Source organism: Lachnoclostridium phytofermentans ISDg (genome assembly GCF_000018685.1).
In the GTDB taxonomy this organism is placed as follows: Bacteria; Bacillota; Clostridia; order Lachnospirales; family Lachnospiraceae; genus Lachnoclostridium; species Lachnoclostridium phytofermentans.
The window spans coordinates 672,591-688,243 of sequence record NC_010001.1 but is presented as its reverse complement, the minus strand read 5'-3'; the positions used below and the strand labels follow the sequence as shown (position 1 = coordinate 688,243).

Genomic DNA, 15,653 nt, shown 5'->3' with positions numbered 1-15,653 from the left:
TTATTCAACCAAACAAGTGTATGAACTTTATACCACTTGTTATAAAAAGGGCTTTTACGTGTAAGATTAACTGCTATTTTAAAGCATAATCTTATACGCAAAAGCCCTTTTTCTACCGTTACTCTACCACCTAAATTGACAAGGTTCTCTATGATCTAAGGTATCAAATTCATATCCCTTTGACTCAATATAGTCGATTACCCCACCCAATACCTTTGCTGTTAATGGATTCGTTTGACCATCATGTAACAAAACCACTGGACACCGATACCGATTCAAATCTCTGCTTATATTTTTTTTGATAGAATATGCAGTAGGAGAACCTACCGAATCTTCCCCACTAACATTCCAATCATAATAGGTAAAACCTCTTCTTGTCATTTCAGCGACTAGCTCTTTTCTTATTCTCTTTAGGTAATGATTATAACTTCCTCCTGGGAATCGATAAATATATGGACGTACTCCAGTGACTTCTTCAATTTTTTGAAATGCCTTATCATAATCCTTTAAGAAAGAGTCAACCGACTTATAAATTTTATTATAATCATGAACATGAGTATGTACACCAATGAGATGACCTCGTTTTACTACTTCTTTTAATATATTGGCATTTTCTTTATTAATTTCCTCTCCTATAACAAAAAAGGTAGCTTTAATCTTCTTCTCATCAAGTACATCAAGTACCTTTAAGGTATTTGCACTTGGTCCATCATCAAATGTTAAAAAACAGACTTTCCTGCCATCCGTAGGTGATTTATAATCCGCTTCTGATTTCGCATATAAGTTGGGATAATGATGTACATAGTCAGGTTCCCTGCTTAAATCCCCATCACTTACATAACCACTTTCTACAGTAATACTAGCAGTGATGTCATGATCCCATATACTACTTCCATCCATCCAAACCATTCCTTGTTTATTAAGCTGTACCTCATTTTCTAAAGTAACAAAAAGGGCCAACTCATCGAGCGATACATACTCTACTTTCCCAATAATACCTGCTGTAGCCTCTTCATTTGCTTTATCATAGAACAACCTACCAATGAGAGATAGGAAGATTAGTAACAATACTAACATGATAATCTTGTCTTTCATATTATGCTCCAAATCGTTTGTTACCATATAATCTATGCCATATGTATTGTATAACATTCCATAAAAAAAGGCAGTTGAAAAATTAACCAACGCATACTGGTTAATTTTCCAATGCCTTTCCTTTGAAAAGTCTAGATTTTTTACACTACTTCCACAGTCCACCCAAGAGTATCTTCGACTTTCCCTAATTGGATACCGGTTATCGTATCATATATTTTTTGACTAAACTCTCCGATACCACCATCTCCAACCATTAATACATGATCTTCAAAACGAAGGTGTCCCACCGGTGAAATAACTGCAGCAGTTCCAGTACCAAACACTTCTTCTAAACTACCGTCTTTACCTGCTTCATAGAGTTCTTCAACGGAAATTCTTCTTTCCTCAACTGGAACGTTCCAATGTTTGCATAACGAAATTACGGAGTCTCTGGTTACACCTGGTAAAATACTACCATTTAACTCTGGTGTTAGCACTTTACCATTAATTTTAAAGAAAATATTCATTGCACCAACTTCTTCGATATATTTTCTTTCCTTACCGTCTAACCATAACACCTGAGAATATCCTTCTTCATGAGCTTTTACCTGAGAAGCCAAAGACGCTACATAGTTACCACCTGTTTTTGCTTCTCCGATTCCTCCTTTGATGGCTCTGACATATTCATCCTCAATCCAAATCTTCACAGGATTTAATCCTTCTGGATAATAAGCACCAACTGGGGATAAAATCACAGCAAAAAGATAACGATTGGATGGACGCACCCCAAGGAATGGATCTGTTGCAATTACAAAAGGACGAATATAAAGGGAAGTGCCCGGCTTTGTAGGTATCCATCTTTCATCCATCTTTACCATAGCCTTTACCGCCTGGGCAAAATCTTCTTCTGGTATCGTTGGGATACAAAGTCTCTTATTACTGTTATTTGCACGTTCTGCATTTTTATTTGGACGGAATAATAAAGTTCTTCCATCCTCTGTCTTATATGCTTTTAATCCTTCAAACATCTCCTGACCATAGTGAAATACCATAGCGGATGGTTCTAATGAAATTGGTCCATAAGGAACAATTCGAGCGTCGTGCCAACCCTTACCTTCTTCATAATCCATAAGAAACATATGATCGGTAAATATAGTACCAAATTTTAATGGATTGTCAGCTGCAGGAAGTTCCTTAGGTGCAGTTGTTTTCTCATATCTGATATTCAGCATCTGTACATCCTTCTTTCTACGTATTTTCCCTTAAAACGCTGCGTTTTATAATATATTAGACTTTCATCCGTTAATTTTCAAGTACTATTTCATAAACCAACTAATTCATTTCTATTTTCTACCTTTTTTTATCGTATGAACGTCAAAGAATACTCGTAATTCTCATGTCAGTTACGCTATCAAAACGCTACTTACTCGTAACCCATTAGAAACTACGTTACTATTTCAGTGGGAGCTTATTTTCCTACTGAAACAAGCAAAGTCTAACCCTGCTTACGCTTCGCATAGAAGTGGGGGTTAGACTTGCTTGCTGGGTTAAATTGTATCTAGAATTACATTTCTATCAGGTGTTGTATCTAGAACTATATTTCCTATCAGGCGGCATAATAGCTCTAAATTGTTAATATCAACTACTGACATCTTAGATTTTTTTACCTTTCTTTCTAAGGAGATTAAACCCAAAATATTGTTTTCCTTTTTTATCATAATTTGCATAACAAATGTTAAATTTTGCTTCATAAAAATTTGATAAGCCTGCAACGATTTACTGATATTCATATTTTCTAATACAATAACACCATTTGCAGAAAAGTTCTTCTGATATCCTTGTTCTAACAAATATTTTGCATTCTTATCTTCCGAATTGATTTTCCCCCATTGAATAATCAATGGCAATTCTCTTCCATAATAAACATTTATCTTTTCAAACTGATATAATTCTCCTAACTGACAGAATACCTCTTCTATTCCATCTTTACGCATTTCATATAAAGATTGCATCATGTTTGAAAAAAGATTCGTATTACTACATCCTGCAAAAGCTATCTCCATTCCAAGGATAGCATTCGGGAACTTGCAACTTACTTCACCATGTTTTAAAGGATTATAGATGATATAACGGTTTTTCCCCTTTTCCTTAGCAAGGTATAAACTATAGTCTGCCTTCTGAAAAAGTTCCTTATAGGATACCCCATCGGTAGGATATTCTGCACAACCCATGGAACATGTGATATGGATATTGTTTTCAGAACCAACGTAAGCATAAGCAACATTTTCTCGTATTGCCTTTAATACATTTCTTAGGCTCTTTTCATCGTCCACATTATCTAAGATAGCAAATAATTCATCTCCACCTATTCTTCCAACAACCCCATGATCGCCAACCATCTTTTTTACAATATTGGCTACTCTTACGATAGCCTCATCACCAACCATATGTCCATAGGAATCATTAATCGTTTTAAAGTTATCAACATCTAAGATTAAAAAGCGGAACTTATCCTTACCAGTATATTGGATCTTTTGCTCAGCAAGCTGAGTTATAGCTCTCTTATTCAATAAGCCTGTAAGAGCATCCCGATTCATTAGGTCATAAAAGAAATTCTCTTGTACATCCTTCGTTAACTTCTCAATTTCTATAACACCAACAATTCTATCCAACTTCATTCTTTCATGAACTGCGCAACCTCGAATAACCCAACGAACTACTTCTTTTCCATTTGTTAAGATGCTATTGATAAGTTGGTAATAAAAGTTCGATGTTCCCGCCATTAAATCTTCACACATACTACCGAAAATGGCTTTTTCCTGCTCTTTTACATAACCATTATCTAATACTTCTTTTTTCCATAAAAGAAGAGGCTGTTGTGCGACTATTACCTCTTGATTCCCACTCATCCAATAATATGTAAAATTTGTTGTATTCATATCATAAGAAAAATAAAGATTATTAGTTAAACTTAATATGGTCCGATAATCCATAATCTCATTCTCTTGTTTCGTTATTACTTGATGAAATGCCTTTATATTATATAGACGTATTTGATATAACTCTTCGTCCATGTATTGAATCCCCTGATTTTCTACGACATAATACACAACATAGAACTTCCCATCCTCAAGACGAATATGAAAGGTACCACTATGCACTTCATTTTCCTTTAAATTCTGAACAGCGATGCAAAAGTCTTCCTGTTCCTCATTATGTATTAACAGAAGAAGAGAATAAGGATAGCATTTTCCTTCATCTATAATTCGATAGATGCCTTCATCTCCTACCCTGATACGAAAGTCACTATCGAAGGTAGCACATCCTACATATGCTCTTGTCAGTATTTTATTATCTTCCATAATTCACCTCTTAGGGATAATGATATTACAAAATAGCCAAATTTGTAAAAAATGCACTGGAATTTTCTTTCTTATCCTTCCTTATTATAACATACGAAAAATAAAAATCAATTTTTTCTGTGACTTTTGGCCTATAAGAGTAACATTATTAGCCGATTAGTTAACAAATTCACTTCATTACTCTAAGCATCCCTCGGAGAGTTTTCCATTTATAGCTAATTACAACGCAATTTCCTCGTAAATTTTAAAAGAAAGATACAATCACTATGAAATGATTGTATCTTTCTTTTAAACTAACATATCCTAACAATGCGTTCTATTACTTAGTTGATAAGTCATTATTATATAACATATGCGCTTTCAGCATCTACATATTGCTTAATGTTCGAAGCATTCACATATTTGGTCATGATACCCTCTTTTACAACCAATAGAGTTGGTGCTTGCATAATATGATACTGCTTTGCTAATTCCATATTTTCTTCAGCATCAATTACTTGATATTTATAACCATCCAAATATCCTTTTGCTAATTTACAATTTGGACATGTTTTTGTAGTAAATAAATAACATCCGTCGTTTGATAGATAAGACTCGTTATCATCAAGATTTAATGTAACCGCAGCTTCCTCAATACCTTTATTCGCACTAAGTAAATCACCGGTATTTAATGCATGAGCTAAATCGTACTCTATTCTATTTTTATATTCCTGTGATTTTCCTTCATTCCAGTTTTGCACTGGTCTATAGTACCCTGTAATTCTACTATATACCTCTGCTTTTTCACCACATTCTGGACATACAAAACTTTCACCTTTAATATATCCATGATTTTTACAGATCGAATAGGTTGGTGACATAGTATAATAAGGTAATTTATAGTTTTCTGAAATCGTACGAACTAATTTAGCCGCTGCTTCCCAATCCGGTAATTTCTCACCTAGGAAGGCATGGAATACGGTACCAGAAGTATATAACGTTTGCAATTGGTCTTGGACATCAAGTGCAGAGAAAATATCATCCGTGTATTCTACTGGAAGATGGGAACTATTTGTGTAATAAGGGGTATCTCCTTCTTTTCCAGCTGTCCTAATTTCAGACCAACGTTTTCTATCATGTTTTGCAAGACGATAGCTGGTTGATTCCGCTGGTGTTGCTTCTAGATTATATAAATCTCCGAATTCCACCTGATAATCACCAAGACGATCTCTCATATGATTTAAAACTTCTACAGAAAATTGCTGCGTTTTCTTATCTGTCATATCTTTTCCAAGCCATCTTGCATTTAGTCCTACCTCATTCATACCAATAAGTCCAATGGTAGAGAAATGATTGTCGAAGGTTCCAAGATAACGTTTTGTATATGGATATAAGCCTTCTTCTAATAGTTTTGTGATAACTTTTCTCTTAACCTTTAACGATCTTGCAGAGATATCCATCATACGGTCAAGTCTTTGATAAAATTCAGCTTCATTTGCTGATACATAGGCAATACGAGGCATATTAATGGTAACTACACCTACCGAACCCGTACTTTCACCACTACCAAAGAAACCTCCCGTCTTTTTACGTAACTCACGTAAATCAAGTCTTAGACGGCAGCACATGGAACGAACATCACTTGGTTCCATATCCGAATTGATATAATTAGAGAAATAAGGGGTACCATACTTTGCGGTCATCTCAAATAATAATCGATTATTCTCTGTGTCTGACCAATCAAAATCTTTCGTAATGGAGTAAGTAGGGATTGGATATTGAAAACCACGTCCGTTCGCATCACCCTCAATCATAATTTCGATAAAGGCTTTGTTTACTAAATCCATCTCTTTCTTACAATCCTTATATTTAAATTCCATCTCTTTTCCGCCGACGATACATGGCAGCTCCGCTAAATCATTTGGAACTGTCCAGTCTAACGTGATATTGGAGAATGGTGCTTGTGTTCCCCAACGACTAGGAGTATTCACTCCATAAATAAAGCATTGAATACATTGCTTTACTTCTTCATAACTTAAATTATCTACTTTTACAAATGGAGCTAAGTAAGTATCAAAGGAAGAAAAAGCCTGTGCTCCCGCCCATTCGTTCTGCATAATACCTAAGAAATTAACCATCTGGTTACATAATGTTGAAAGATGCTTTGCTGGAGATGAGGTAATTTTACCTGGAATACCACCAAGCCCTTCCTTAATTAGTTGCTTTAAAGACCAACCCGCACAATATCCTGTTAACATGGATAAATCATGAATGTGTATGTCCGCGCTACGATGGGCATTTGCAATTTCCTCATCATAAATCTCTGACAACCAATAGTTTGCAGTTATCGCTCCAGAATTATGTAGAATTAATCCTCCAACGGAGTAAGTAACCGTAGAGTTTTCTTTTACTCTCCAGTCCTCCTCTTTCACGTACATGTCTACAATTTCTTTGTAATCTAAAATAGTAGATTTCATATTACGTATTTTTTCCCTATTCTTACGATAAAGAATATAGGCTTTTGCTACATCGGTATATCCAGATTGCTCAAGAACATGCTCCACACTATCTTGAATATCTTCTACCGTAACCGTACTGTCTTTCAACTTGGTTTGAAAATCTGATGTAACACGCAAAGACAACAAATTAATGATATCCTCGTTATAAAGTTTTTGCGTAGCATTGAATGCTTTTGCAATGGCACTACTGATTTTTGAAAGCGCAAATTCGGCTATTTCACCATCCCGTTTCACAACTTTAATCATGTGTACTTCTCCCTTCCTACCTACATTGTTCAATAATAAATTCTATCAGAAAGCAATAGCAACGTCAAGGCTAACTACAACATATATTTTGATATTTTAGTCCTACCACTACATATTGTGTTTAAGTGTGTATCAAAAGAAAAGTCCGTAAAGTAGCTTAAACACACGGTTTTCGTTATGTTTCGCTCCTTAACGGACTTTTTTCGTAACACAATATAATCTATTTTTATAATATTATGAAAAATTTATTGCTATAATTGTTTTAAGCTTAACTTTGTTTACTCCATACAATTTGGTTTGCAATATCTTTTGGAACATAGGCTTTTACAAAAATGCCACCTTCTTGATATTCCTCTTCTAACAGCTGTCCATACTTACGGATAAGTTGTATGCTCCCAGCTTCTTGGTAAGAAAAGATATGCTCGATTAGTACCTTTGCCTCTCTTAATACTTCTTCAATTATATCTAAAAGCTCTACTACACCAACGCCTTGCTTTGCGGAAATTTTTACGGTCTTATCTGCCTTTAAATCCTTCATTGGCTCTTCCTCTTGAACAAGATCTTGTTTATTAAAGACCGTAATAACAGTTTTATCTGTTACTTGTAGCTTTTTTAATGTTTCATAAACAATATGCATTTGCTTATAAGCCTGAGGATTCGAAGCATCAACAACATGAATGATAATATCGGCATACTTTGCTTCTTCTAAAGTGGAACGGAACGCATCAATTAAATGGTGTGGTAATTTTCTAATAAATCCAACGGTATCGGTTAGCAATACCTGCTGCCCACTTTCTAGCGAAAGATTTCTAGTGGTGGGATCCAGTGTTGCAAATAGCATATTTGCCTCTAACACATCGGCCTCAGTAAGGCGATTTAGTAGCGTAGACTTTCCTGCGTTGGTATAACCTACAATTGCTACCACCGGAATAGGATTTTTCATACGAAGAGAACGTGCAACTTCTCTGTTTCTCTTGATATCATCTAATTCCCGGTTTAATTGAGCAATTCTATCTTTAATTAAACGACGATCAATCTCTAATTTCTTTTCTCCAGGACCTCTTGTACCGATACCACCACCTAATCTTGATAATGAGTTTCTCATTCCAATTAACCTAGTAGCACGGTATTTTAGCTGTGCTAATTCTACTTGAATCTTACCCTCTCTTGTACTTGCATGCTGGGCAAAGATATCTAGTATAATCATAGTACGATCCATTACTTTTGCCTGTAGTGCATCTTCAAGGTTTCTTAACTGAGCAGGAGATAATTCATCATCACAGATAATTCCTGTGGCACCTAACTGTTCAATCAGAAGACGGATTTCTTCTATCTTTCCCTTACCAACGTAAGTTCCAGGATGAATTTTCTCACGATTTTGAGTGATTCTTCCTACGGTTACGGCTCCTGCAGTATCTACAAGTTCCATAAGCTCATCCAATGATTCCTCAGTATCATCATTATCGTTTTCGCTGACTGCAACTAGAATCACTTTTTCTTGCTCTTCTTTTATCTCATATAATTCTGACATAACTACAAGTTGTCCTCCTTATGGTTTCTTTACAGTTTCAGATGTTCCTACTTGCTCTGTTTGATTTGTTTGATTTGTATTTGTTTCGTTACTTGCACCTTCCACTCTAGTTTTTAAGAAGGTAGCGTCTTTCTTCGCATCCACATCGTCTGGATAGCGAACCAGATACTTTTTCATCTTTTCATATGCTTCTTTAAAGTCTCCGGTCTTTTCTAATAGTATAATCTCATTTCTTAAAAGTTGCTGTTCTATCGTTACATCAGAGTATTTTTTTGCCTTCTTTAGACAATTTTTCGCCTTATCGTACTCTTCCTCATTCAAATAACAGGTCAGAAGCTGATTATAAAACATGGCAGACACCATACCACCTGATTCCTCAAAGGTCTCAAAATACTGGATCGCTTGTTTAAAATCTCCTTCTTCTATGCTTATTTCTCCTAGGAAGTAATTTGCTTCTATAAAACCATTTTTTAATGACTGTGCTAATTGAAGCTTTGCATGGTCATAATTTTTCTGATAAAAATAAACCTTCGCTAACTCAAAGCTATCTCTCTCTGTGTGGACTGGAAGCGAAGCTGCAATCTTTAATACTTCCTCTGCCTCGGCTGTACGGGAGAGTTCTTTTAAAGCAGCAAATTTTCCAAAATAAAGGTCAAAGTCTCCCTTGGAAATTTCTATTGCCTTATCATAGTCTTTGATACTCTCTTCATAATTACCAAGAATCCTATTAATATTCGCTCTCGCATTATAAATCGCAGTATCATCTTTTTCGGTTTCTAAAATTTCAGAATAGATATTCGATGCTTCCTCAAGATTTCCACTTCTCTCTAGTGCATTCCCTTTGTAATATAGAATATCCGTATCTAAGTTTTTCTCTTCTGAGATTGCGAGTGCTAAATCAAAATTTTTAATCGCTTCTTCATAAGACTGTGCATATAAATAAGCGATACCAATACCTCGATAAGCTTTTTTGTTATTTTGTTTTACTATAGCTATTTCTTTATCCATAATTATGCTTTCAAATTCCTTAATGGCATCTTCATACCGTGAGAGTTTAATCAATGTAAAACCATAATCTAAATAAAACTCTGCTTTATCCGGATTTGCTTTAATAGCATCTATAAAACTTTTCTCAGCATTTTCATATTCTCCATTTTCATAATAGGACATCGCTTTACTATAGCTTCGATTTGCCTTACTTAGCCCACAGCCGCTAAAAACAAGCGATAAACATAATACCGCTAGAAATGCTTTTTTCTTCTTCAATGTATCCATCCTCCATTTACCTTAGGTTAACGATTATTGTCATTATATAATTTTTTCCTACCATACACAAGGGTAGTAATTAAAAAAGGGACAAAAGAAAGTGGATTCCAAATCATAGATAGAATGATTTTGGAATCCACTTTTGCTATTACTAAAAATACTATTTTGAAAAACGATAGTTTTTCAGTACCTTCCCTATTTTAGTAGGAATTTTATTATATAGGTATTACATTGCAGTTAATCCACCATCAACGACAAATTCTGAACCTGTAGAGTAGCTTGATTCTCTATACTGGTAAACTATCTCTGACGCAGAGAGCTCCCCACCCAACTACAGGATTTGGATAATCTCGATAAGCTGGAAGATGCTTTGCCCCACTAATTAAGTAAGCTTTCATCTTCTCACCATATAGATATAAGTCATTACCTTTCACAATCCCCCATTCCATTAAAAGTGCAGCTGCACCTGTAACAAATGGAGTTGCCATTGAGGTACCAGAACGAACCGTAAACCCGCCCCCTGGAGATGCTGAAATAATATCTACACCTGGAGCAACCAAATCCGGTTTCACAGCTAGATCACCTCTGGTAAACCCACGTCCTGAAAAGTATGCAAGACTGTTCGTATTCGAATTATAGGCACCTACACTAATAACGCCTGATGCAGTAGACGGTATCGTTAATGTAGTCTCTGGAGTAGGTCTTAAAAATCCAGTTTGACCGCTTAATACCCCCGAAGAAGGAAGCCATAAATTATAATTTCCTACGATAATTCTCCTAGGCGTCAATGTAATCTTCCAGATTCCAGGTACTAATAATGCCCCTACTGCTGGAATTAATTCAATATAAATTTCTTGCGCTTTATTAGAGGGAATAGGCTTCCCATAATAAAGTAGTATCTTTGTTTGTCTTAATTGAAATTGTTGTGAACCAAGAATAGAGGGAATTGGCCCAACTACATCACCGCTTGGATGAACCAAAGAGATATCAAACTCATCAAAATAATTCTTCCAAATCTGTATACTAATAGAGGTCTCTCCGTCTCCAATCGCTAGTTCAACGACTGCATTTACATTTGAACTTAAGATACCAGCGGTATGTGTCCTACTGCTTCCCTCGTTTCCAGTTCCAACAATGATATTGGTTTTCCAGTAATTAGCTGCTGTATTTAAATATGTTTCTAATATCGCATTACCATCATGAGAACCGTAGTTATTACCAAAACTAATATTAATCGCTATTGGTTGTTTTCTTGCAAGTGCAGTCTTTATTGCAAAATCTACACCTGTCATAAGCTGTGATGTCTTTGGAAATGATTGGCTAACAGGATTTCCTAATTTTACAACTAAGATATCACTTTTAGATGCAACTCCACGATATCTACCATCCGTAGCTCCGGAACCCGCAGCAATTCCAGCAACATGGGTACCATGCCCCGATAAATCCGTACTCGGTACAAGTCTCATTCGTTGTGATATATTATAAACTTCCAAAGCAGCATTAATATCATCCTCTGTATACAAGGTTCCGTCTACGTAACCTTCTGGAGGTTTTCGATCCCCAGTAGGCTGAATTGTTTGATCCCAAAGTGCTATTATTCTTGTCTTCCCATCTGCTTTTCTAAAATCTGGATGGGCATAATCTATCCCAGAATCAATCACCGCAACAATTACACCTTCTCCATATAGATTAAACGGTGGAGCCTGTACTGCTGAGATGCAAGAAGCTGCCTTCCCCGCCGTTACTTCGAAGGTTAATTGTTTCGGTTTCTCGATAAATTCAATCTCACTATATCCAACTAACCGGTCAATTTTGCCCTGATCAATAACAATAATCGCAAAATTACCTAATAATTCTTCAAATTTAAATCCTAGTTCATCTGCTACCCTTTGCAAGCTACCATTAAATCGAACGATCAATTCCCATTGTCTAGTTTCCGTATCATACCCAACATCTAAATCCTGTGTCTGTTCTCGATCACGATTGGATACATCTAGTGCCAAATTCAGCTGATTATCTAATTTTCCGCTATCCATGCTATCCTCTGGTTTTAACTCTTATTTCTAATATATTCTTATTTTACTACTTTTACTACTAAAACAAAAAGTCGAAGCAATTCTCAATGGCTTGGATTATCAATATATATTATTCCAAAGTAAAGGAAGCAAGGCTTGCACTTCCTTCTCCGGTATAGGTAATATACAGTGCATGTACTCCATCTGGGATCGTTATATCTGCAGAGTATTCTTTCCACACATTGGAGAATGCAACCGGTATCTTACCAAGAACAGGGCCATTTAAAGAAGTCTTTATTTCAAAATCACCTTTACAATAGCCGCGCACTTTTATTTTTAATCTCTTAACTCCTATACAGTTAAAATATTTAAATCCAGCTGTAGCAGATGCTTTCATATTTGCAATATAACCAATCTCTTCATCGCCATCTTTTCCATCCTGTGTAATCTTTGGAAATTGATTATTCATCCATGCCCCTGTAAAATCTGTATAAATGGATTCCTCATCGCAGAACAGATTACTAGCTATGTAAGCATGATACTCGCCCAATCCCTTTAGGGGCCCGCCATTTGGACCACATGATGTTATTTCAACTTGAGGAATTGATTCATCTTCTAAAAAAGAAATTTCTTCTAAGCAACCCTGCCTGCTAAAATTAGTACCATTGGTGTGCCTATGATAGAAAATATACCATTTTCCATTTATCTCCATAATGCTACCGTGGTTATTTCCTCCGTAATACATAGGTTTGTTAGCTGGTTTATAGGTGCTAATACCAATATCACAATTACTTACTATAGTTCCGCGATACTTAAATCCCATGGTAGGATGCTTACTGGTAGCATAGCATAACTCATGCATAAGGATTGAGGAGTAAATAAAATAATAAGTGTTACCCCGTTTTCTAATGGAGGGAGCCTCAAAAAATCCATGTCCCTCAAAACCGCTTCCCTTACTATACGGTTCACTAGGAGCTATAATAACCGGATCCTCAATGATGGTCAACATGTCAGTACTAAGAACCGTCGCCATCGCTCCACTTCTGGATTTATCACCAATCGCACAAAAGCCGGTGTAAAGATAAACCTTATCTCCCTCTACCAATACCGCAGGATCGAATTGAGGTTCATCTCCCTCTCTCTCTCCTAAATTTACACCGTCTGCATAATGTATATAACCATAAAATTCGTATTTACCTGCCGGAGTATTACAAACAGCAACAGATATTATAGAACGCTTACTATCTACATAATATAGATAATATCTTCCGTCTGGTCCAACTGCTACATCAGGAGCATAAAGACAGCTGTCGCGGTCTTCATTATCTTGCACATCAGTAGCTTTGTAAATAACCCCCTCACAACGCCAGTCAGATAGATCATCCACCGGTGTAGACCAACAAACATAATCATTTAAACAGTAAGCATACCCGTTGAAACGGTCATGAGAGCCATAGACATAGACTCTATCATTAAAAATATAAGGTTCACCATCCGGAATATATTCCCATGATGGAAGATACGGATTAAATCCTTGTTTTCTCATTTTTACCACTCCTTCTAAAATCTTGCCACTGCTCTACTGTAAAAGCGGCTATCGCCATTGACATCAAACTAATTTTACATAATTATACTCCAATATTATCCATAATTCTATTAAAATAGTGAGCGAATTAAAAAAGTCGAAGCCATTCATCACAAACGGCTTCGACTTTTTGTTAATTTATTTTACCAATTTCTATAGAACTCTTTCATTAAGAAATACGCAGGCTTTTTATAGCTTTTATCAGCAGAGAGTAGTCCTTTAAGATTATAATAATTTTGCATCGTGTGAAGTCTTCTCGGACACCTAAAATCGAACAAAATCCAAGGGCTAATTCCTTTTACATAGCTTATTTTACTAAGTGTATCAATTTGATCACGGTAAATCTTAAGCTGTCTGTCTTCTGTGTATAGATCATCCATGCTTCCCCTTGCACCAGCTCTTGCATCTGCTCCAAATTCACTGATAATTACAGGCTTATCTGGTTTACTATTTTCAAATATCTTTATTAATTTTGAAAAATCCGGTTCATACCAGCCAAAATATTCGTTAAGACCTATAATATCAATAACGTCAGCCAAACGATCAGCAATACAAAGTTTCTTAAGGTCTACTAGGCAAGCTGCGGATATCATTCTTGTAGAGTCTAGCTCTCTTGCTTTATTCACTAAATTACTCATAAATCTTAGACGTGAATCAGAATCTGCATTTTCATTTCCTACTGACCAGATAATAACGCTTGCTCTATTTCGGTCTCTTAAAATCAATTCAGAAAGCTGATTAGATGCATCTGCATAGGTATCTGGATTCTCGAATTCGATTGCCCAATAAACTGGAATCTCTTCCCATAGCATAATACCAATTTCATCTGCAATTCGTGCTGCCTTTTCTGTATGTGGATAATGTGCTAGTCTCATGTAATTGCAGTTCATCTCTTTTGCCAGGCGGAAATTCTCTCTAATTTCATCTTCTGTTACTGCCTTGCCATTGATAACACTTTCTTCATGAGCACAGATACCTTTTAACAATATCTTCTTTCCGTTTAAATAGATATCTGTTCCATAAACTTTAACTTCACGGAATCCTATTTTTTCTTTGACGTAGTCCTCTCCGTAACGTATAACCACATCATAAAGTTTTGGATTTTCAGTGGACCAAAGTTCAGGATGTGCCTCTAGGTTAAATTCAACCACACCATCTTTCACTTCAAACACTTCATTTATCTGTAATTCTTTAATTTCTAATTGAACACTGCTGTTGGCATTGCTTCCCTCCAGAGTGATTTTTCCTGCAATCTTATTATAACTTCCATCTGGAACAAGATATAAAAATGCATCTTTAATAAAGGATTCTGGCATACGAATTATCTCAACATCACGATAAATTCCGCCATAATTAAACCAATCCGTGTTTTCACAAGGGACATTGGTCCGCTTTCTTGTATTATTCGCAACAACCATAATTCGGTTATCTTCTGCTAAAATACCTGTCACTTCAATTACAAATGGTGTAGATCCTCCTTGATGCATTCCCACGAATTGTTTATTTACAAATACTTTTGCTTCGTAATTAACTGCACCAAACTTAAGAAAGACTCTTTTTTCCCCATTATTTTTGTAGCGAAAGGTTCGGGTATATACTACGCTGCCTTCATAATGGAAATATTTCTCTGATTGTGTATTCCAACAGGATGGTACCTTCATCGTCTCCCAGGTATCGAAACTAAAATCCACTGGATACTGTCTTCCGTCTTCATCAAAATAAACCTCTTCGAACCACTTTGCTCTAAGACAGTTATCATATTGATCGATACCATAATTCCATGTTCCGTTTAAATATTCTTTCTCTCTATAATAATCAAGAAATAAACTATCACTCTTTATCATTTTACTTCTATAACAATCTTCGTAATTTACTTTATGGATTGATTCTTGAAAAGTTCCGTTTTCTTCCTTCTGCATATTAATCTCCATTCCTTTCCATAACCTGCAAACTTAGGGCTGCAGGACAATATCTGTATCCTGAAGCGAATGTAATTTCGCTATAATTCACTGTATACACTAACCTAGGTTCTGTCATAGCGCTTATTATAAAATTATAAAAAACATAGAATTCCAA

General features: G+C 35.8%; 9 protein-coding genes. All 9 read right to left on the bottom strand.

Translation table 11 applies throughout. The features are described from left to right. Window positions 1–123: 123 nt before the first annotated feature. A complete protein-coding gene (locus CPHY_RS21145) occupies window positions 124–1,095 on the bottom strand; it encodes a polysaccharide deacetylase family protein (RefSeq protein WP_012198569.1) in 972 nt (323 codons plus the stop codon). 140 nt (window positions 1,096–1,235) lie between these two features. Further along, window positions 1,236–2,306, bottom strand: a complete 1,071-nt coding sequence (locus CPHY_RS02935; RefSeq protein ID WP_012198568.1) for a branched-chain amino acid aminotransferase — start codon at window positions 2,304–2,306, stop codon at window positions 1,236–1,238. 315 nt (window positions 2,307–2,621) lie between these two features. Further along, window positions 2,622–4,436, bottom strand: a complete 1,815-nt coding sequence (locus CPHY_RS02930) for a GGDEF domain-containing protein (protein WP_012198567.1) — start codon at window positions 4,434–4,436, stop codon at window positions 2,622–2,624. A 341-nt stretch (window positions 4,437–4,777) separates the two neighbouring features. Further along, window positions 4,778–7,180, bottom strand: coding sequence for a ribonucleoside triphosphate reductase (locus CPHY_RS02925; protein WP_012198566.1), 2,403 nt, complete (start codon window positions 7,178–7,180; stop codon window positions 4,778–4,780). Between the two features lie 268 nt (window positions 7,181–7,448). Beyond that, window positions 7,449–8,711 carry a GTPase HflX gene (gene hflX, locus CPHY_RS02920; RefSeq protein WP_012198565.1) on the bottom strand — a complete coding sequence of 421 codons (1,263 nt, stop codon included), beginning with the start codon at window positions 8,709–8,711 and terminating at the stop codon, window positions 7,449–7,451. Between the two features lie 18 nt (window positions 8,712–8,729). After that, window positions 8,730–9,977: a tetratricopeptide repeat protein gene (locus CPHY_RS02915; protein WP_198301332.1), complete on the bottom strand. Its 1,248-nt coding sequence runs from the start codon at window positions 9,975–9,977 to the stop codon at window positions 8,730–8,732. 287 nt (window positions 9,978–10,264) lie between these two features. Continuing rightward, window positions 10,265–12,013, bottom strand: a complete 1,749-nt coding sequence (locus tag CPHY_RS02910) for a S8 family peptidase (protein WP_012198563.1) — start codon at window positions 12,011–12,013, stop codon at window positions 10,265–10,267. A 109-nt stretch (window positions 12,014–12,122) separates the two neighbouring features. Beyond that, on the bottom strand, window positions 12,123–13,538 hold the full coding sequence (locus CPHY_RS02905) for a family 43 glycosylhydrolase (protein WP_012198562.1): 1,416 nt from the start codon (window positions 13,536–13,538) through the stop codon (window positions 12,123–12,125). Window positions 13,539–13,720: 182 nt separating this feature from the next. Continuing rightward, window positions 13,721–15,496 (bottom strand): glycoside hydrolase family 2 protein, encoded by a 1,776-nt coding sequence (locus CPHY_RS02900; protein WP_012198561.1) that lies wholly within the window; start codon window positions 15,494–15,496, stop codon window positions 13,721–13,723. Window positions 15,497–15,653: the final 157 nt, after the last annotated feature.

Excerpts from the sequence above, each read along its gene's own strand:
- CPHY_RS21145 (WP_012198569.1), bottom strand. The coding sequence starts at position 1,095 with ATGAAAGACAAGATTATCATGTTAGTATTGTTACTAATCTTCCTATCT.
- CPHY_RS02935 (WP_012198568.1), bottom strand. The coding sequence starts at position 2,306 with ATGCTGAATATCAGATATGAGAAAACAACTGCACCTAAGGAACTTCCT.
- CPHY_RS02930 (WP_012198567.1), bottom strand. The coding sequence starts at position 4,436 with ATGGAAGATAATAAAATACTGACAAGAGCATATGTAGGATGTGCTACC.
- CPHY_RS02925 (WP_012198566.1), bottom strand. The coding sequence starts at position 7,180 with ATGATTAAAGTTGTGAAACGGGATGGTGAAATAGCCGAATTTGCGCTT.
- hflX (WP_012198565.1), bottom strand. The coding sequence starts at position 8,711 with ATGTCAGAATTATATGAGATAAAAGAAGAGCAAGAAAAAGTGATTCTA.
- CPHY_RS02910 (WP_012198563.1), bottom strand. The coding sequence starts at position 12,013 with ATGGATAGCGGAAAATTAGATAATCAGCTGAATTTGGCACTAGATGTA.
- CPHY_RS02905 (WP_012198562.1), bottom strand. The coding sequence starts at position 13,538 with ATGAGAAAACAAGGATTTAATCCGTATCTTCCATCATGGGAATATATT.
- CPHY_RS02900 (WP_012198561.1), bottom strand. The coding sequence starts at position 15,496 with ATGCAGAAGGAAGAAAACGGAACTTTTCAAGAATCAATCCATAAAGTA.